The sequence below is a fragment of the Streptomyces sp. NPDC020489 genome (assembly GCF_044386545.1).
Lineage (GTDB): Bacteria > Actinomycetota > Actinomycetes > Streptomycetales > Streptomycetaceae > Streptomyces.
In genome coordinates, this window is the sequence record NZ_JBIRUZ010000007.1 from 168,597 (window position 1) to 185,500 (window position 16,904).

Genomic DNA, 16,904 nt, shown 5'->3' on the forward strand with positions numbered 1-16,904 from the left:
CGACCTTAGAGGGGACCCCGGCGCTCAGGCAGCCGCCCACAGCTCGGCGCCACGATCTTCGACGACCGAGCCGATCCGCTCCAGCAGCTCCGCCACCGGCACGGCCCCGGGCCTGCGGCCGTCCCGCAGTCGTACGGCGGCCAGGTCCGCCCCGGCCTCGCGCTCCCCGACCACGGCCACGTACGGCACGAGCCGGGCCTCCCGGACACGGGCCCCGAGGGTGCCGTGCTCGGGGCCGGCGAGTTCGGCGCGCAGTCCGAGCCCGAGGGCGCGGCGCAGGAGCTGGTCCGCCTGTGCGCACTGCTGCTCCGACACGGGGAGGACGACGAGCTGCACCGGCGCCAGCCACGGCGGGAACGCCCCGCCCTGCTCCTCGAGGAGATGCGCCACCGCCCGCTCGACGCTGCCGATGACGCTGCGGTGCACCATCACCGGACGGTGTCGCGCCCCGTCGGCGCCGATGTAGTGCAGGTCGAAGCGTGCGGGCTGGTGGAAGTCGATCTGCACGGTGGACAGGGTGGACTCGCGGCCGGCGCGGTCGGCGATCTGCACGTCGATCTTCGGGCCGTAGAACGCGGCCTCGCCCCGTGCCGCCTCGTAGTCGACCCCGGCCCCCGCCAGCACCCGCTCCAGCAGCGCGGTGGACCGGCGCCACAGCTCCGGGTCGGCCACGTACTTGGTGCCCTCGCCGGGCAGCGACAGGCGGTACCGGGCGGCCCGGATGCCGAGGTCGGCGTAGGCGCGGCGGATCAGGTCGAGGGCGGCGCGGGCCTCGTCGACGGCCTGTTCCAGGGTGCAGAAGACATGCGCGTCGTTGAGCTGGATGGCCCGTACGCGGGTGAGACCGCCGAGCACCCCGGACAGCTCCGAGCGGTACATGCCGCCCACCTCCGCCATGCGGAGCGGGAGTTCGCGGTAGCTGTGGGAGCGGGAGCGGTAGATGAGGGCGTGGTGCGGGCACAGGCTCGGCCGCAGCACGACCTGCTCGCCGCCCAGCTCCATGGGCGGGAACATGTCCTCGCTGTAGTGGTCCCAGTGCCCGGAGATCTCGTACAGCTCCCGTTTGCCGAGCACCGGTGAGTACACGTGCCGGTACCCGGCGGCCCGCTCGGCCTCGCGGACGTACTCCTCCAGGGTGTGCCGCACCACGGCCCCGTCCGGGAGCCAGTACGGCAGGCCCGCGCCCATCAGGGGGTCGGTGTCGAACAGGTCCAGCTCGCGGCCGAGTCTGCGGTGGTCGTGCATGGCGGGGTCCTCTCCACAGGGGTTCCACAGGGGCGGGGAGGGACGAGCGCCGCGCAGCGAGAAGCCCCGGGGCACTCGCCCCGGGGCTTCGCGTCAGTTCATGGGTCAGCGCGCCGGGACGTGGTCCGGCGTCGTCGTGCGGGACAGGCGGGCGCGCTTCATGCGGCGACCGTAACGGCGCGTGCCGAGCGGACGCGACCGGTTTTTCCAGCCCCGGCCCCGTCACCCCCAGGCACCGACCGCGTCCCCCATACGGCCCGCCGCGCTGGTGGCCCCCCACCCGCGATGCTCCCGTGGATCCATGAGCCGCCCTCTCCTCGCCCTCCCGCTGGCCGCCCTGCTGGCCACGACCGCCTGTTCCGCCATCGCCACGGACAAGCCGCTGCCGGCCAGGAAGGCCCCGGCGAGCCCCGCCGCGACCTCCGCCGCCCCCCGCACCCCGCCGCCGTCCCCGACCACGGTCCCCGCCCTCACCCCGGCCCAGGCCCAGGCGGCGCTGGTCACCGACACCGACCTGGGGGAGCCGTGGGCGCCGACCGAGGGCGCCGCGACCTGGCGGGACGGGCTGCTGAAGGCGACCGCGAACGCCCCGGACTGCCAGCGGATGCTCGACAGCCTCTACTCCGAGGAGCTGTTCGGCTCGGACGCCCTCGTGCGGGCGCGGACCGGCCTGGACGACACCTGGAACGACAGCCAGCTGCACCACCAGATCGTCGCCGACCGCCCGGCGGACGTGGACAAGACCCTGGCCTGGCTGCGGACGCTGCCGAAGAAGTGCGGGAAGTTCACGGCCGCCACCGCCACCGGGGCGGTGCAGCAGGCCGAGGTCGGCGAGGCGGAGCTGCCGGAGGTCGGGGACGCCCGCCAGGGGCTGCGGCTGACGCTGAGCGGCGAGAGCCCGGACGGCGAGGAGACCACGCTCACCCTGGACCTCGCCGTCGTGCGGGTCGGCGGCGACGCGATCGTCCTCACCAACGGCGGCCTCGGCGACGTCTACGCCGAGATCACCCAGGCGGTGACGGAACTGTGCGCCCAGCGTCTGACGGACGTCCGCAGACAGGCCCGCGTGGAGGTCTGAGCGGGACCGGGACCGCGGCGAGGCCGGCTCGGTCGTGCGGTCGAGCCTCGTCTGATGGACAGGACGTCCGCAGACAGGCCCGCGTCGAGGTCTGACCGGGCCCGGGACCGCGGCGAGGCCGGGCTCAGTCGGGGTCGAGCCTTGTCCGGTGCGCGAGCACCTCGCGTGCCACCTCCACCGCGGTGCGGTCCCGGGCGAAGGCGTGGCCGCGCAGGCGGGCCGTCGCCTCGTCGGCGTCCACCCCGAGCTGCGCCATGATCATGCCGATGGCCTGGTGCACGTCGTCGTAGTCGGAGCCCAGACCGCTCAGCCAGGGCTCGTCCCCGCCGGGTCCGTCGTCCTCGCCGTGCGGCAGCGCCGTCAGAGCGACCGTCAGCACGTCGGCCACCATCCGCGCGGTGCGCAGGTCGTGGTCGGTGAGCTCACCGGGGGTGTCGCGGTAGAGGTCGAGGGTGCCCACGCACACGGCGTCCTCGCCCAGCGGGATCGAGTACACCGCGCCCACCCCGGCGGCCGCGGCCTCCTGGGCGAACACCGGCCAGCGCAGGGCGTCCCGGCCGGCCGTCAGATCGGCGGCGAGCACGGGGGCACCGAGGCGGGCGGCGTGCAGGCAGGGGCCGTCGCCCAAGGTGGCCTGGATCTCCGCGAGGCGGGCGGCCGGGCCGTCGGTCGAACTCAGCCGGACCGGAATGCCGTTGCTGCGCAACGTCACACTCGCGCCGGTCACCGGCAGCAGCCGGACGGCGACGCCGCACAGCCGGTGCGGCAGCTCCGCGGGGGCCGCGCCGCGCACCTCCTCCGCGAGCGCCCTGGTCGCGTCCGCGAGGTCCCGCGCGGGGTCCCGGCCGGACCGTACGGGATCGCCCACGGGATCGCCCTGCGAGGGTTCCCGTCGGCCGGGCTCGTCGCCAAAGGTGCCGTGACGGTCGTCCTTGGGCCGCACGGCCACCGCCTCCTTCGCACAGCGCGGCCGGTCTCCACCGGGGTCCCGGGGCGGACCCGCCCGGAGCCGAGGCCGTGGCGCGGGACGCGCCCTGGGGGCGCACCCCCGACTACCCGTGGCCCCCGGGCGCGAAACGCCGCCGCCCGCCGCCCCCGTCAGCGCTTCTCGTACGGGTCCGAGGGCTGGGCCACCTGCTCGACCGACGCGGCGTCCAGCACCGGCGGCCACGCCGCGTCCGTGCCGAGCGCGCCCTTCGGGTGCCAGGTGCCGGTGACGGTGACCCAGGTGTCGGCGGGCGGCGCGTCGGCCCCGCGGATCTCGGCCTTGCTCGTGGTGGCGTCGGCGGCGCAGCAGGAGACGAGGAGCCGGGTGACGTACCAGGTGCCGTCGTCGCCATGGGTGACGAACCCGGTCATCCGCAGGGTCCGGCCCTTCAGTGACCGCCCGCTGTCGTAGATCGCCCGCGAGGCGAACTCGCCCACGGCGAGCTCCACCGGGTCCCCGGCGGGCAGCGCCGGGAAGGTCCCGACGCCCTGCGCCGCCCGCTGGGCCGCCTCCCGGTCGGCGCTGTAGGAACCGAGGGCGGGCGGCGGGAAGAGCAGCAGGGCGAGGGCGGGGAGGGTGAGCAGCCAGGCGACGCGGGGGCCATGTCCCTCCCCGTGCTCCTCGTCGCCCTCGTCGCCCTCGTGCTCGGGTGCCGTGCGCCGGACGACGGCCATGGTGACGCCCAGCAGGACCAGCGCCGTGCCCGAGACGATCAGGTAGGGCCGCAGCCCCGACTGCACGTACCGCAGATACAGCTCGCTGAAGGCCGAGATCCGCAGGATCGCGGCCCCGACGAGGACCAGCAGCAGGGCGGGCCCGTGGCGCCTCACAGCAGCCACCACCCCACGAGCACGCTGCCCGTCACGGCGACCACCCAGGTCACGGCGGAGAACCGCACCGCGAAGGCCCGCCCGAAGGTGCCCGCCTGGAGGGCGATCAGCTTCAGGTCGACCATCGGGCCGACCACCATGAACGCCAGCCGGGCCGTGGGGGAGAAGCCGCTGAGCGAGGCGGCGACGAAGGCGTCGGCCTCGCTGCACACGCACAGCACGACGGCGAGGACGGCGAGCAGCAGCACCGACAGCCAGACCGAGCCGGTGAAGACGTCGAGCACGGACCGGGGGACGACGATGTTGAAGGTGGCCGCCGCGGCCGCGCCGAGCACGAGGAAACCGCCCGCGTGCAGGAAGTCGTGCTGGAGCCCGGCGCCGAAGGCACGCAGCCCGGAGCCGTGCTGGTGGGCGGGCCGCTGGGGCAGCCGCAGCCACTCCTCCTTGCCGAACCGCGCCCACAGCCAGCCCATGACCACGGCCGTGGCGAGCGAGGCGACGAGCCGCCCGAGCACCATCTCCGGCTGGGCGGGGAAGGCGATGGAGGTCGCGACGAGGACGACCGGGTTGATCGCGGGCGCGGAGAGCAGGAAGGCGAGCGCGGCGGCCGGGGCCACCCCGCGCCGCATCAGGCTCCCGGCCACCGGCACGGAGGCACACTCGCAGCCGGGCAGCACCACCCCGGCGGCCCCGGCGACCGGTACGGCGAGCGCCTGGTTGCGGGGCAGCAGCCGGGTGAGGACCCGCTGCGGGACCAGCGCGCCGATGGCCGCCGAGACGACCGTCCCGAGCAGCAGGAAGGGCACCGCCTGGACGGTGATCGCCGTGAAGACGGTCCACCAGGCGGCGACGGGCGGGGTGTACAGGTCCAGGGCGAGGGTGGGCCCGAGCACGGAGGCGACGGTCGCGATGGCGAGCAGCGCGGCCCCGCCGACGACGGCGTACACGAGCGCGCGCACCACGAACCGCACCCCGTCGACCACACTCCGCTGGTTCTCCACACCCGCCCTTTCGTCCCCGCGCAGGCTAACCGGTGGGTCCTGTGCGCAGGCTCGGGACGGCCATGGAGGAGGCTGTGCGGGTACGGGCCCGCGGAGGGCGGTGCCGGGCCCGGGCCGTCAGAGCTGGAACTCGGCGGGTGAGACGCCCAGCGCCGCGCAGGCCTCCCTGAGGACGTCCGCCTCGGCCTGGGAGAAGTGGCCGTCGGCACCGGCGATGACGATGCCGGTCTGGATCACCGCGCGCGCCTCCGTCGGCTTCTTGGCGGCCTTGGCGATGTCCTGCATGGCCTCCGCCCTGCCCTGCGGGAAGTTCCGCGTGAGCTGGTCCACGTGCTTGTGGAAGCGCGTGCGCAGCTGCTCCGGCGGGAAGTTCTGGAGCACCTCGTTGCCGAGGATCAGGGACTCCATCTGCTGCATCTCGGACTGGTCCACATGCCCGTCCGCCGCCGCGACGAGCGCGCACATCGCCATGCTCGCGTCCCGGTAGGCACCGCTCTTCAGCTCGGCCTTGAGCGAGCCCAACTGCGACTTCACCAGGCCGACGAGCTGGGTACGCGAACCGCCGCCGCGCGCACCGCCGGGGGAGCCGGGCCGCGCGCCGCCGTGGGAGCCGCCGCGTGCGCCCTGTGCCTGCTGCTGGAGGCTCTTGGCCTGGTCCTTGAGCCGGTCGAACAGTGCCATTGCCGTCACCTCGGTGCTCGTCTGAGTGATCTCACCTGGGCAACGGCCCGCTTCCGGCAAAGGTTCCGGCAGGCCCTAGGGCCTGTTGCGAAAGTGGCCTCTGCCGCGCGACGCCCGGCACGCACTCTCGCCGCACCGCCCGAAAGCCCGAGTACGCCCAGTACGAGGGCTTCCGGGCGGCACGCCGAGAGCACGCACCGAACGCCGCGCGGCCGCCCTCCGGGCGACGAGGCCACTTTCACAACACGCCCTAGTCGGGCAGGGCGTCCCGCAGGGCGGTGTCCAGCGTGGCCGCCAGTTCCGCGTCCCCCGGCGGGTTGTCGCCCAGCAGCGGGCCCAGCTGTGCCGTGAAGGTCTGGGTGAAGGCCCCGTAGAGGGGGGTGCGCGGACGCTGGACCGCCTCCCGCAGGGCGGGGAGCAGGATGCCGCGGGCGTAGCGGGGCCGCCCGGCCTTGTCGCGGGGGATGCGGTCGGCGCGCTCGCCGGTGGGGGAGGCGGACGGCGCACCCGTGGGCGCGAGTCCGCACCGCACTCCGTCGTCGGTGTAGGCGGAGGTACGGGTCGCGGCGAACCCCGCGTCCAGCAGGCAGCGTTCGCTCTCCTTGCCGGTGAGGTACCGGATCAGCTCGATCGCCTTCGTCGTCCGCTGCGAACCCTGGGCCACCGCGAGGTTCTGGCCGCCGAGCACCGCCTTGCCGGGGAGCGGGGCGACGCCCAGCTGCTCCTCGGAGAAGGACTGGTGCAGGGTGCGGTAGGCGTAGGGCCAGTGGCGCAGGAACGCGGTGCGGCCGTCGGCGAAGTCGCTGAGCGTGGCCGCCTCGTCGGAGCGGACGGCGTCCTGGAGGGTGTACGGGGACTCGGTGCGGCGGCGCAGTTCGGCGACGCCCGCCGTCAACTGGTCGAGCTCGGCGTCGTAGTGGCCGTCGGCGTCGGTGAAGTGGAAGTCGTCCGTCGCCGACGCGAACGCCTCGACCGCGTTGACCGTACGGCCCTCGTAGGGGGCGAGCTGGGTGGTCCAGCCCTTCTCGTAGGCGCCCTGGGCCGGGTGCTCGTCGATCTCCTCGATCAGGTCCTCCAACTGCCCCCGGTCGAGCCCGGCGCTCAGGTCGGTCCGCTGGACGCCGGCCGCCTTCAGCAGGTCGCGCCGGTAGTACAGGAGCCCCACGTCGCTGTTGAACGGCACCGAGTACACCTCGCCGTCCCAGCGGGCGGTGCCCGCCACGGAGTCGATGTGGTCCTGGGTGTCGAGCACGTCCCGGGGCAGCGGCCGGATCAGGTCGGCGGCGGCGAACTCCGGCACCCAGGTCACGTCCAGGTTGACGACGTCGTAGACGGCGCTGCCGGACTGCAGGGCGCCGAGCAGCTGGCTGCGCTGTTCGTCGGCGCTGCCGGGGAGTTCGACGAGCCGGGCCCGGTAGCCGGAGTTCTTCTTCTCCTCCCGTTCGTTCCAGGCGTCGATGAGCTGTTGCCGTATCCCGTTCTGCCCGGTGACGTCCCGTCCTCCGGCGACCACGATGTCCCCGGCCACGTCGGGGGAGGGCGCGGCGGGTGTGCCGGAGCCGTCGGTGCAGGCGACGGCCAGCAGGAGCAGGGCGGCGGCGATCAGGGACCGGCTCTTCATCAGTCCTCCCCCGTCCCGGTGCGCGCGACCTCGTCCGTGAGGCCCGTGCCGAGGTCGTCGTCGGCGTCCAGGCAGCGACCGCCGCTCGCGGCGGAGATCCGGGCCGCCGGTGAGCCGCGGTCACAGCCGCCCCCCTTGAGGGAGACGGTGGCGACCGGCACCTTCGCGGACCGGACCCGGGCGAGGACGTCGTCCAGGTTCTGGCCGGTCAGCCGGTCGTCGTCCTCGCCGTCGGTGAGGTGGACGATGAGCTGGGGGCGGTCGTCGGCGGCGCCCTGCCGGGCCATCTCGTCGAGCGCGGCGAGCAGCGCGGCATGCGGGTCGGCCTGGGCGTCGCGGACCCGGGCGCGGGCGTCCACGGCGCGTTCGGCCTCCTTGCGGGTGTGCGGGCCGAGCGGCAGGACCGTCGCGTAGGACCGGTCGCCGAGGCCGCCCGCCACCCCCCACACCCCGTACTCGTCCTGACCGCCGAGCCCGCCCAGCGACTGCTTCAGCAGGCCGGGGCCGCCGCTCGGGCCCTCCCACAGGCCGGCCATCGAGCCGGAGCTGTCGAGGAGGTAGAGGACCCGGCCCGGACCGTGCGCGGCGCGGTAGCGGCTGAGGGCGTCCGTCATCTCGTCGCGGCCCGCCGACTCGTCGAGCGGCTCGGGGTCGTGCAGCACCCCCGGTGCGAGCGGGGAGGGCGGTTCCCCGCTCGGGGAGCGGAAGCCGTCCCCTGCGAACACCGCCCGCCCCTGGTCCCCGGTCAGCCAGGCCCGGAAGTTCTCGGCGGCCCGGTCCCGCGCGGACTCGTCCCGGTCGGCGCCCCGCCAGCGGACCCTAACGAAGGTGGGCTGCACGCCGGGCACGTCGTTCGGGTACTGGGCGGTGCGCGGAATACGGGTCGTGCGGTCGCAGCCGACGCCGCTGCGCAGCAGGAACTCCGGTACGAGGGCGGCCGTGCGGTTGTCCACGCTCTCGTCGTCGGGCAGCGTGCACAGCAGGTCGGCGGCGGTCGGGGCGGGCGGTCCGGGCTGGGCGAGCTCCAGTTCGGCGCGGGCCGGGTCGGTGCTCCCGGTGCCGTACAGGCCGATCGTGGCGAGCAGCGCCCCGTCGGCGAACTCCGGGTCCGGGCGGCGCACCCGCGCGGTCTCGTCGCGCACCCGCAGATGGGTGATCATCCTCGACAGGGGCAGCCCGACCCGGTCGCCGAGGGACTTCGCGGCGATCCGCTGCGGCACCGCGAGCACCACCGGCGAGTACGCGAAGGGCTCCTCGTCCGGCTCCAGCACGGCCACCGCGTCCGTGTCCTGCGCGTCGGCCACCCGGGCGGCGTCGGCGGGGGAGGCCGGGATCCACACGTCCGGCTGCGGGCCGACGTCCCGCTGCGGGTTGGTGTCCTCCACCCGTGGCTCCTGCCAGGCCACCGAGTCCTCGCCGAGCGCCGCGACCGTGTCGGCGGAGCCCGCGCTGTAGACGGTGATCCCGCTGCGCCGGCAGCCGTCGTCGGTGGTGTTGGCCGCCGAGGTCAGATAGGCGTCGGCCGCCGCGGTGACCGTCGGGTCGAGGTCGGGGTCGGTCAGGACCCGCAGTTCCAGCGGGGGCGCGCCGCAGGGCTCGCGCTCGGAGGTGAGGGCGACGATGCCGTAGGTGCCGAGGCCGACGGCGGCGACGGCGAGCAGGGCGGTGAGCCGGGTGGGGCCGACCGCCCGCAGCAGCCCCGGCATCCGGGAGCGGCGCAGCCGGGCGGCGAGGGCGTCGGTCCAGGCGCCCAGGATCGCGAGGAGCGCCGCCAGCGGGTGCGGGGGCGGCGGCGACGGCGGCGGTGGGGGTGGTGGCGGCGGTTTCGCCCCGGGCGCCGACAGCAGGACGTCCTCGTCCGGCTCGGCGCGGCTCTGCGGCTCCCACGGGTCGCCGCGGACCGTCTGGTAGCCGCCCGCGGCCATCCGGGCCCGCAGCGCGTCCGACAGCTCCCGGAAGCCCAGTTCGCCGCCCTCGTCCAGCAGCTGCACCAGCTCGCCGGTGAACGGGGTCGGGGTGCCCGGGTCGCCCGCGTCGACGCGGTGGTTGGCCTGCACGCTCATCAGCAGCAGCACCCGGCGCTTGGCCTCGAAGCGCTCCCACAGCCAGGCCGCGTTGCCCGCGAAGCAGCAGTCCAGGATCACCACGACCCGCTCGGCCGGACTGCCCGCGAGCACCGTCAGGACGGTGGTGAACATCTCCGCGCCCGGGAACACCGCGTGCCGGCCCGGCACCACGCGCGCGTTGTGCATCTGGAGGAACAGTTCGTCGCCCGCGCTCGGGATGGCGCCGTGCCCGGCGAAGTACAGCAGGAGCAGGCCCTCGGCCTCACCGGCGGCGGTGTGCAGGGCCCGGTTGAACTCGTCCTGGGAGGGCGAGCGGGAGACGGTGATGTCGTGCTCGCCGAACACCCGGCCGCGCAGGAGGGCGTCCCGCATCCGGTTGACGTCGTGCTTGACGGCCGGCAGATCGCCGGGCACCCCGTGCGGCGGGTCGGTGAACTCGTACTCCGACACCCCCACCAGCAGCGCCCGGTTCACCCGGCGGCGCGGGTCGAAACGGGTCACGGGCCTACCTGTCGTCGTGGAGGTCCACGATGTCGACGCGGCCCGTGGGCGGATCACCGTTCTCCACGCCCCGGCGGACGTCCCGCCACTCCTCCACGGACCTCCTGACGTACTCCAGCATCTCCTTGGCCAGCGCCGCCCCCGCGCCCCCGGCCATCGCGATCACGATGTCCATGCCGACGCCCATCGGGGCGCCGGACTCGTCGGTCCGCGGCCGTTCCAGGATGTGCAGCTCACCGGCGCGCACCCGTTCGTCGAGCCGCTGCTCCCGCTCCAGCCACTTGCGCAGCGCGTCGATGTCGCCCTCGCCCGCGGTCCCGTCCAGCCGTATCCGTATGCCGTGGTCGGCCACTCCATCCCCCTCAGCCATAACTCACCATCATGGCAGCGCAGTTGTGCGTACGGGAGGGGTTGTGCGGGACCCCTGTGCCGACGTTGTCGGTGCCATGACCTACTCTTCGCTCATTCGCCACACGCGGAGCACAGGCCCCACACGCAGGGGTCGGCCGCCGAGGTGGCTCCATACTCACGTTTTCGTTCCGGGGGGTTCGAGATCAGCGTGCGCAGACGCACCCTTACGACCGCCACCGCACTGGCGGTCCTCCTCAGCTCGGCGGCGCTGGCCGCCGCTCCGGCGTCCGCCGACGCCGTCAGGTCCCTGCCGGTGAAGTCCGCCGGCGACCTCGTGGTGGACGGCGTCCACCAGCGGGTCTACGTCAGTGACCCCGGCAACGGCAAGATCGTCGTGACCGACTACGCCGGGACGGTCGTCAAGCAGCTGACCTCGCTGCCCGGCGTCACCGGACTCGAACTGTCCGCGGACTCCGCCACCTTGTACGCGGCGGTGCGCGGCGGCGACGCGATCGCCGCGATCGACACCGCCACCCAGACCGAGACGGCCCGCTACGCCGTGGCCGACCAGCCGCAGAGCGTCGCCCTGGCCGGCGGCCGGCTGTGGTTCTCCTACGGCTCCAACGGCGACGGCAACCTCGGCTCGGTCGACCTCACGGGCACCGAGCCCGTGGTCACCACCGGTCTCGCCGACTTCTACGAGGCCCCGTTCCTCGACGCGGCCCCGGGCGCCACCACCCTGCTGGCGGGCGAGCCCGGCAGCAGCTCCGCCCTCGTGGCCGCCTACGACGTCTCCACGGGCACCCCGACGCGGACCGCCGCGACCAGCGCCGGCTCGTACCTGAACGACCTCGCGGTCACCCCGGACGGCGAGCACGTCGTCACGGCCAGCGGATCGCCGTACGAGCACCCGGTGTTCAAGACCTCCGACCTGAGCCGGGACGGCGCCTACGCCAGCAACACCTACCCCAACGCCGTGGCCGTCGCCCCGGACGGCTCGGTCGCGGCGGGCGTCGACGGCTGGTACAACCCCGACATCTACGTCTACAAGCCGGGCGCCACCACCTCGGTGCGCGAGTACGACTTCCCGAACACCGGGAACACCAGCGGCGCGGACGAGCTCGCGAACTCCGCCCTGGCCTGGGCGCCGGACGGCTCCCGGCTGTTCGCGGTGACGTACAACAGCGAGGGCGTCTACTCGCTGCGCCGCCTGGACGCCCCCACCAAGGCGGCCACCACCGTCACGGTCACCGCCCCGGCGACCGCGACCCGCGCCAAGCAGCTCACCGTCAAGGGCAAGGTCTCCTCCCGGGTCGCGCCGCCCGCCGGCGCCAAGCTGACGGTGACCCGCACCGACCTGGAGAACACCTCCGGCAAGGCGCTCCCCGCGGTGACGGTCAAGGCCGACGGCACCTACTCCTTCACCGACGTCCCGACGGTCGGCGGCAAGGTCAAGTACACGGTGAAGTACGCGGGCGACGCCGACCACGCGGCCGGCACCGGCTCGGACACCGTCGAGGTCTCCCGCGCCAAGACCACCCTGACGCTGAACAACAACGGCAAGGTCTACGCGTACGGCAAGGACGTCAAGTTCACCGCGCACCTCGGGACGACGTACAAGAACCGCAAGGTGGAGATCTGGGCCGACCCGTTCGGCGGGGACAAGGCCAACAAGCTGGTGAAGTCCGGCACGGTCAACTCCAGCGGCAACCTGTCCGTCACCCTCGACCTGAAGCGGGACACCAAGGTCACGGCGAAGTTCCTGGGCGACGCCCGGTACGCGCCGAAGACGGCGACCAGCACGGTCGGCGCCCGGGTGAAGGTCTCGACGGCCGTCAGCAAGCACTACAAGACGACGTACACGTGGGGCCACACCTACTACTACTTCAAGAAGTCCAAGAACCCGGTGTTCACGACCACGATGACGGCGTACCCGGGCCGCAAGCAGCGGATGGAGTTCGAGGTCTACTACCAGGGCACCTGGTACGACCTCGGCTCGGACTACTTCGGCATGAACTCCTCCGGCGTCTCGGCGGTGGAGCTGACCGGTGAGCACGAGACCGGCTACCGGATGCGTGTACGGTCCTCGTACATCAACTCCTCGTCGGGCGACACCGTGAACTCGACGACGCACGGCGCGTGGAAGTACTTCATCTTCACGAGCTGAGCGCCATGAGCCGCAGCGCCGCGGGCCACGACGGCTAGAGCGTCTGCAACTGGCTCAGGTGCCTGTGCACATGGTCCAGGGCGCCCTCCCGGCGCCCTGGCACCCGGGTGCGCAGATCGGCCAGCGCGGGTCCGAGTTCCCGGGCCCGCGCCGGGTCGTCGATGCGGCCCCACTGGTGGTGCGCCCGGTCCACGGCCGCCTCCACCTCGGCCGTGTCCGGCGCCTGCCCGGCGGCCAGCCGGGTGCGCGCCACCGCCAACCACGCCCGGCAGCTGCGCGCCGGGTCCCCGGCGAACATCGCCAGATCCGCCCGCACCTCGCTCCAGTGCAGCGCCTCCTGCGAGGCCGGACCGTGCGCGCGTACGGCGGTCAGCTCGTGGTGTGCGGCGAGCGCGTCGGCGTCGCCGTGCCGCCGGGCCGCGACCGCCGCCGAGATCAGCGCGTGCGGGTCGCCCGCGGCGGGCTCCCGCGCGGTCAGCACCTGCCCGACGCCCTCCTGCGGAAGCCGGCTCAGCGCCTGCTGGTGCAACTCCTCCAGCGGCGGCCGGTGTCCACTGCGCAGGATCGTCGCCACGGCCTTCATGTAGGCGGGCGTCGCCACCGTGCGCCTGGGCGGCGGCGGTGCGATGCGGCCGTGGACCGCGTTGTCGCGGCCCGTGTCCAGGGGGTGCTCGCGCAGCCACTGCCAGGTCTCGGGGTCGGCGTGCAGGTCGAGCACGAAGTGCGTCGCGCCGGCCGGGCGCAGCCGCAGCTCGTCCCTGAACCAGTGCCAGGGGAAGGCGGTGTAGCGGACCGTCGAGGGCGTGGTGCGGGCCAACGCGAGGTGCGGCAGGCGCTGGCGGCGGTCCAGCTGGAGCTGGCCGGTGACGAAGACGGTGAGCGGGCCGGGGGCGGCCGCGGCGGCGCGCAGCCGCGTCAGCACGGCCTGCGGCTCCAAGGGGTCGGCGAGCTCCACGACGTTGGCCGTGTCCGCGCCGGACAGGACGGCGGGCGGGACGGCGGCGAGGACGGGGAGCACACTGGCCGCGTCGACCAGACACCCCTTGCCCGCGGGCGCGGCGGCGAGCAGCAGCACGGTTCCGGGCATCGGTCCCTCCCCATCCCCCGTCGATCACGTACGGCAGCACCGTAACCGCTGCGGCCGCGAAGGTGGACCTCAGGACGAGGAACGTCCCTTTCCTTCAGGTCCCTCCCGCCCCTCCGGCCTCTCGTACGGTCGTCGTACCGCGAACACCGTGGTGTCGTCGGCCAGTCGGCCCCCGCAGTGCCGCAGCGTGCCGTCGCGGACGACGGCGACCAGGCGGTGCGGCTCGGCATTGCGCGCGTCGGCGGCGACGGCGGCGGCGACCTCGGCGGTGAGCGGATAGAAGCACCCCTCGGCGTCCCGGGCCTCGGTCACCCCGTCCGTGGTCAGCAGCAGGGTCTCGCCGGGGGCCAGCGGCACCCGCAGCGCCCGGGGCGGGCCGTCCCCGGCCAGCTCGCGAAGGCCGAGCGGGAGCGCCTGCCCGAGCGTCTGGCCGAGCGCCTGGCCCGGCGCCTGGCCGGGCGGCAGCGGCCGTACGCCCCCGGGGCCGACCGCCAGCGGCGGCTCGTGGCCGAAGACGATCATGTCCACCGCGCCGGGGTCGTCGTCGGGGAAGCCGAGGAGCACGGCGGTGGCGAACCGCTCCACGTCCCCGCGGCCGAGGGCCTTGATGTGCAGCCGGTGCCGGTTCATCCGGGTCTCCAGCCGGTCGGCGACCGTGGCGAGGACGGGCTCGTGGTACGCCGCCTCACGGAACGTGCCCAGCAGCGCGGCCGCCGCCTCCACCGCGCCGAGCCCCTTGCCCTGGACGTCACCGACCAGGACACGGGTGCCGTGCGGGCTCTGCTGGACGTCGTAGAAGTCCCCGCCGACCCGGGCCTCGACGTCGGAGGCGAGGTAGACCGCCGCGTGCTCCAGGCCGCCCCAGTCCGGCGGCAGCGGGCGCAGCACGGTACGGCGGATGGTGTCGGCGATGTCCCGTATGTGCAGCAGCCGCCGCTCGCCGCGCACCCGGACCGCGCAGGCCAGGACGGCGAGGATCCCGCCGATGCCGACGAGGATGAAGTCCGGCAGACCGCTCTGGTACTGGTCGGGGTAGGAGGTGTCGGCGAGGAGGTAGGTCACCAGCGCCAGCACGGCGAACACCGCCGTGCCCCGCACCCCGCAGATCGCGGCGGCGATGCCCGGCACCAGCACGACCCAGGTGATCATCTGGAACTCGCCGGCCGTGTGGAAGTCCGTCACCGTGATGCCGACGAGCATCAGCAGCGGCGGCAGCCAGGCGACACTGCGGCCGCGGACCCGCAACAGCTGGTGCCGGTGGAGCACCTCCCGGTCGCCGTCCACCCGCCTCATGGGCCCAGCGAAACACGCGCTCCCGGGGGCCGCCATCCGGGCGCCGGGCCGCCGACTTGCCAGGGGCCCCGCGCAGGTGTGCCCTGGAATCCGGGGGCGAGGAGAGAGGAGTGCTCTCATGGCTCATGCGGCACCCAGGCCCGGCGGAATGACCCGCGGCGCACCCGACGTCTTCAGCGGGCGGGTCCACAAGGCGGCGCGGTACGGCATCCCCGTCGCCCTCGGCCTGGTCTACGGCTACTGGGCCGCGGCCAACCGGCGCGGCGGCGGCGAGATCACCGGCTGGAACATCCTGTTCGGCTTCGTCACCGCGCTCGCGTTCATCGTGCTGTGCCTCGCCGTGGCGACGTTCGCGCCGCTGCTCAAGCGGGAACTGCACTCGCTGACGAAGTCCGCGTTCGCGGGCGCCGCGGTCGGCTTCCTGTACAGCCAGAGCGGTCAGAGCGTGCTCCGGTCCACGGCCCTGGCGCTGGCGGTCACCGCGGGCGTCTTCGCGGTGTTCTTCTACCGCTACTACACGCACGAGGACGGCGAGGGAAACCCGCTGCCCAGGTGAGCGCACACGAAGGGGCCCGGCAGTGGCTGCCGGGCCCCTTCGTTCTCCCTGACTCACCCACCGCCCGGGACCCAGTCCCAGGCGTCGTCCGTCGAGGACCCGGTGGCGCTCCAGCTCCATGAGCCGGAGGCGCTCCAGGTACCGGACCCCGACGTGCTCCACGCGGAGTTCTCGTACGGGTCGTCCCAGTTGGTCCAGGAGCCGTCCTTCCACTGCGGGCACGGATCGGCGCAGTGGGGCACCCCGCGCCCGCCGGTGTCGACGAAGGCGGCGCTGACCCAGCCCTGGGCCCCGACGAGCCAGTACCAGTACGGGTCGCCGTTGACCCGCTGCCCGCGGACCGCGCACTCCACGCGGTCCTGGCTCCCGGGTGAGAGCTTGTCGACGGAGGGCGAGTGGACGGTGGGCGCGGCTCTCACGTTGAGGGCGACGCCGGAGACGATGGTGCCCCAGATCGGACCGCCGGATCCGCGGCCGCCATGGCCGTCGGCATAGGTCGGCGGGGCGGCCGCGGCCGGGGTGCCCGCGGTGGCGGCGAACAGCGTGCCGCCGGTGAGCAGGGCCGCGGCCAGGGTCCGCAGGGCCGGAGTGGTGCGCATGGATCGGCCTCCTTCTCCCCAGAACCTCCCCAGAACCAGGAAACACCCGTTCGGGTGAACCCTCCACCGGAGAGCGGAACGACCGGGTCCGCCAGGTCGCGGGCGCCCGCCCCAGGCCCTTGCCTGGAAGTGTGCGCCCACCCCTCCGCAACGCCCTGTCAGCCGTCCTGATCGCCGTGGCCTGTCTGCTCGTGCCGTTCGGGGTGCTGGCGGCCTGGGCGACCTACGGCAGGAACGTGCGGCTGCCCCGGCTCCGGCACCAACTCGCCGACCCCTACCTCCCCTTCGAGGTCGCCGGTTTCTGGCTGCCCGTCACCGCGCTGGTCCTGGCCGCGACCGGCATCGCGGTCGCCGCCTGCCGCCGCCGCGCGGTCACGGCGACCTCCCTGGGCACCGCGCTGGGCGGCGCCTTCCTGGGCCTCGCGGTGGCGCTCGGCCGCCGGCTGACCCTGTCCGACCTGCACGCGGCCCACCGCCCGGCCGCCGGCGCCATCTACGACGCGCTCACCACGACCCTGCGCACGGTCTCCTGGCTCCTCATCGCCCTCGGTCTCGCCGCGGCCGCCACCACCTGGCTCACCGCCCGACGCCGCCCCGCGCCCGCAGTCCCGGACCCCCTCGCGGACCCGGCGGTCCGACCGACCCGGGCCGAGGTCTGACGTCGTAGGGCCGGGGCGAGGGGCAGCCCCTGCGCCAGGAGGTGGCGGCGGCCCGGGCGATCGGCGCGGGGTGCGCACAGAGGTGGGGGGGCCCCGGGGGGGGGGGGGGGCCCCCCCCGCCGGGGGGGGGGGGGGGGGCCGGGGGGGGGGGGGGGGGGGGCCCCCGGGGGGGGCCCCGCGG

The 16,904-nt window shown here is 74.4% G+C and carries 15 protein-coding genes; 4 read left to right on the forward strand and 11 right to left on the reverse strand.

What is annotated here, in order from left to right; genetic code table 11:
• Window positions 1-24: 24 nt before the first annotated feature.
• A complete protein-coding gene (gene thrS, locus ACH41F_RS20500) occupies window positions 25-1,245 on the reverse strand; it encodes a threonine--tRNA ligase (protein WP_391233278.1) in 1,221 nt (406 codons plus the stop codon).
• A gap of 301 nt (window positions 1,246-1,546) precedes the next feature.
• On the opposite strand from thrS, the gene ACH41F_RS20505 reads away from it, so the two are divergent.
• Window positions 1,547-2,323: a hypothetical protein gene (locus ACH41F_RS20505; protein WP_391233279.1), complete on the forward strand. Its 777-nt coding sequence runs from the start codon at window positions 1,547-1,549 to the stop codon at window positions 2,321-2,323.
• Window positions 2,324-2,447: 124 nt separating this feature from the next.
• On the opposite strand, the gene ACH41F_RS20510 is transcribed toward ACH41F_RS20505, so the two are convergent.
• From ACH41F_RS20510 to ACH41F_RS20540, 7 genes are all read right to left on the reverse strand, one after another.
• Window positions 2,448-3,266, reverse strand: a complete 819-nt coding sequence (locus ACH41F_RS20510) for an ANTAR domain-containing protein (RefSeq protein WP_391233281.1) — start codon at window positions 3,264-3,266, stop codon at window positions 2,448-2,450.
• A gap of 155 nt (window positions 3,267-3,421) precedes the next feature.
• Entirely contained in the window at window positions 3,422-4,141 is a 720-nt protein-coding gene (locus tag ACH41F_RS20515) for a TIGR03943 family putative permease subunit (protein ID WP_391233283.1), read from the reverse strand.
• Window positions 4,138-5,142 carry a permease gene (locus ACH41F_RS20520; protein ID WP_391233285.1) on the reverse strand — a complete coding sequence of 335 codons (1,005 nt, stop codon included), beginning with the start codon at window positions 5,140-5,142 and terminating at the stop codon, window positions 4,138-4,140. The genes ACH41F_RS20515 and ACH41F_RS20520 overlap by 4 nt, the downstream gene beginning before the upstream one ends.
• Before the next feature lie 117 nt (window positions 5,143-5,259).
• Window positions 5,260-5,823 (reverse strand): tellurite resistance TerB family protein, encoded by a 564-nt coding sequence (locus tag ACH41F_RS20525; RefSeq protein WP_398836849.1) that lies wholly within the window; start codon window positions 5,821-5,823, stop codon window positions 5,260-5,262.
• Window positions 5,824-6,073: 250 nt separating this feature from the next.
• Window positions 6,074-7,444, reverse strand: coding sequence for an extracellular solute-binding protein (locus ACH41F_RS20530; protein ID WP_398836851.1), 1,371 nt, complete (start codon window positions 7,442-7,444; stop codon window positions 6,074-6,076).
• The gene (locus ACH41F_RS20535) at window positions 7,444-10,011 is read right to left on the reverse strand and encodes a caspase family protein (protein ID WP_391233291.1); all 2,568 of its coding nucleotides are present in this window, start codon (window positions 10,009-10,011) and stop codon (window positions 7,444-7,446) included. The genes ACH41F_RS20530 and ACH41F_RS20535 overlap by 1 nt, the downstream gene beginning before the upstream one ends.
• A gap of 4 nt (window positions 10,012-10,015) precedes the next feature.
• Window positions 10,016-10,381 (reverse strand): hypothetical protein, encoded by a 366-nt coding sequence (locus ACH41F_RS20540; RefSeq protein WP_391233293.1) that lies wholly within the window; start codon window positions 10,379-10,381, stop codon window positions 10,016-10,018.
• A gap of 189 nt (window positions 10,382-10,570) precedes the next feature.
• On the opposite strand from ACH41F_RS20540, the gene ACH41F_RS20545 reads away from it, so the two are divergent.
• Window positions 10,571-12,529, forward strand: coding sequence for an Ig-like domain repeat protein (locus ACH41F_RS20545; protein ID WP_391233295.1), 1,959 nt, complete (start codon window positions 10,571-10,573; stop codon window positions 12,527-12,529).
• Between the two features lie 34 nt (window positions 12,530-12,563).
• Here the strand turns inward: ACH41F_RS20545 and ACH41F_RS20550 are convergent, their stop codons facing one another.
• Together ACH41F_RS20550 and ACH41F_RS20555 are read right to left on the reverse strand one after the other, a co-directional pair.
• A complete protein-coding gene (locus tag ACH41F_RS20550) occupies window positions 12,564-13,616 on the reverse strand; it encodes a hypothetical protein (RefSeq protein WP_391233297.1) in 1,053 nt (350 codons plus the stop codon).
• 69 nt (window positions 13,617-13,685) lie between these two features.
• Window positions 13,686-14,909, reverse strand: a complete 1,224-nt coding sequence (locus ACH41F_RS20555) for a SpoIIE family protein phosphatase (RefSeq protein WP_391233299.1) — start codon at window positions 14,907-14,909, stop codon at window positions 13,686-13,688.
• A gap of 118 nt (window positions 14,910-15,027) precedes the next feature.
• Here ACH41F_RS20555 and ACH41F_RS20560 point away from each other — a divergent pair, with 118 nt between their 5' ends.
• Window positions 15,028-15,465 carry a hypothetical protein gene (locus ACH41F_RS20560; RefSeq protein ID WP_391233301.1) on the forward strand — a complete coding sequence of 146 codons (438 nt, stop codon included), beginning with the start codon at window positions 15,028-15,030 and terminating at the stop codon, window positions 15,463-15,465.
• A gap of 53 nt (window positions 15,466-15,518) precedes the next feature.
• Here the strand turns inward: ACH41F_RS20560 and ACH41F_RS20565 are convergent, their stop codons facing one another.
• Window positions 15,519-16,064, reverse strand: coding sequence for an SH3 domain-containing protein (locus ACH41F_RS20565; protein ID WP_391233303.1), 546 nt, complete (start codon window positions 16,062-16,064; stop codon window positions 15,519-15,521).
• Window positions 16,065-16,195: 131 nt separating this feature from the next.
• Here ACH41F_RS20565 and ACH41F_RS20570 point away from each other — a divergent pair, with 131 nt between their 5' ends.
• Window positions 16,196-16,723: a hypothetical protein gene (locus tag ACH41F_RS20570; RefSeq protein WP_391233305.1), complete on the forward strand. Its 528-nt coding sequence runs from the start codon at window positions 16,196-16,198 to the stop codon at window positions 16,721-16,723.
• Window positions 16,724-16,904: the final 181 nt, after the last annotated feature.

Excerpts from the sequence above, each read along its gene's own strand:
- thrS (WP_391233278.1), bottom strand. The coding sequence starts at position 1,245 with ATGCACGACCACCGCAGACTCGGCCGCGAGCTGGACCTGTTCGACACC.
- ACH41F_RS20540 (WP_391233293.1), bottom strand. The coding sequence starts at position 10,381 with ATGGCTGAGGGGGATGGAGTGGCCGACCACGGCATACGGATACGGCTG.
- ACH41F_RS20525 (WP_398836849.1), bottom strand. The coding sequence starts at position 5,823 with ATGGCACTGTTCGACCGGCTCAAGGACCAGGCCAAGAGCCTCCAGCAG.
- ACH41F_RS20530 (WP_398836851.1), bottom strand. The coding sequence starts at position 7,444 with ATGAAGAGCCGGTCCCTGATCGCCGCCGCCCTGCTCCTGCTGGCCGTC.
- ACH41F_RS20505 (WP_391233279.1), top strand. The coding sequence starts at position 1,547 with ATGAGCCGCCCTCTCCTCGCCCTCCCGCTGGCCGCCCTGCTGGCCACG.
- ACH41F_RS20550 (WP_391233297.1), bottom strand. The coding sequence starts at position 13,616 with ATGCCCGGAACCGTGCTGCTGCTCGCCGCCGCGCCCGCGGGCAAGGGG.
- ACH41F_RS20565 (WP_391233303.1), bottom strand. The coding sequence starts at position 16,064 with ATGCGCACCACTCCGGCCCTGCGGACCCTGGCCGCGGCCCTGCTCACC.
- ACH41F_RS20560 (WP_391233301.1), top strand. The coding sequence starts at position 15,028 with ATGGCTCATGCGGCACCCAGGCCCGGCGGAATGACCCGCGGCGCACCC.
- ACH41F_RS20555 (WP_391233299.1), bottom strand. The coding sequence starts at position 14,909 with ATGAGGCGGGTGGACGGCGACCGGGAGGTGCTCCACCGGCACCAGCTG.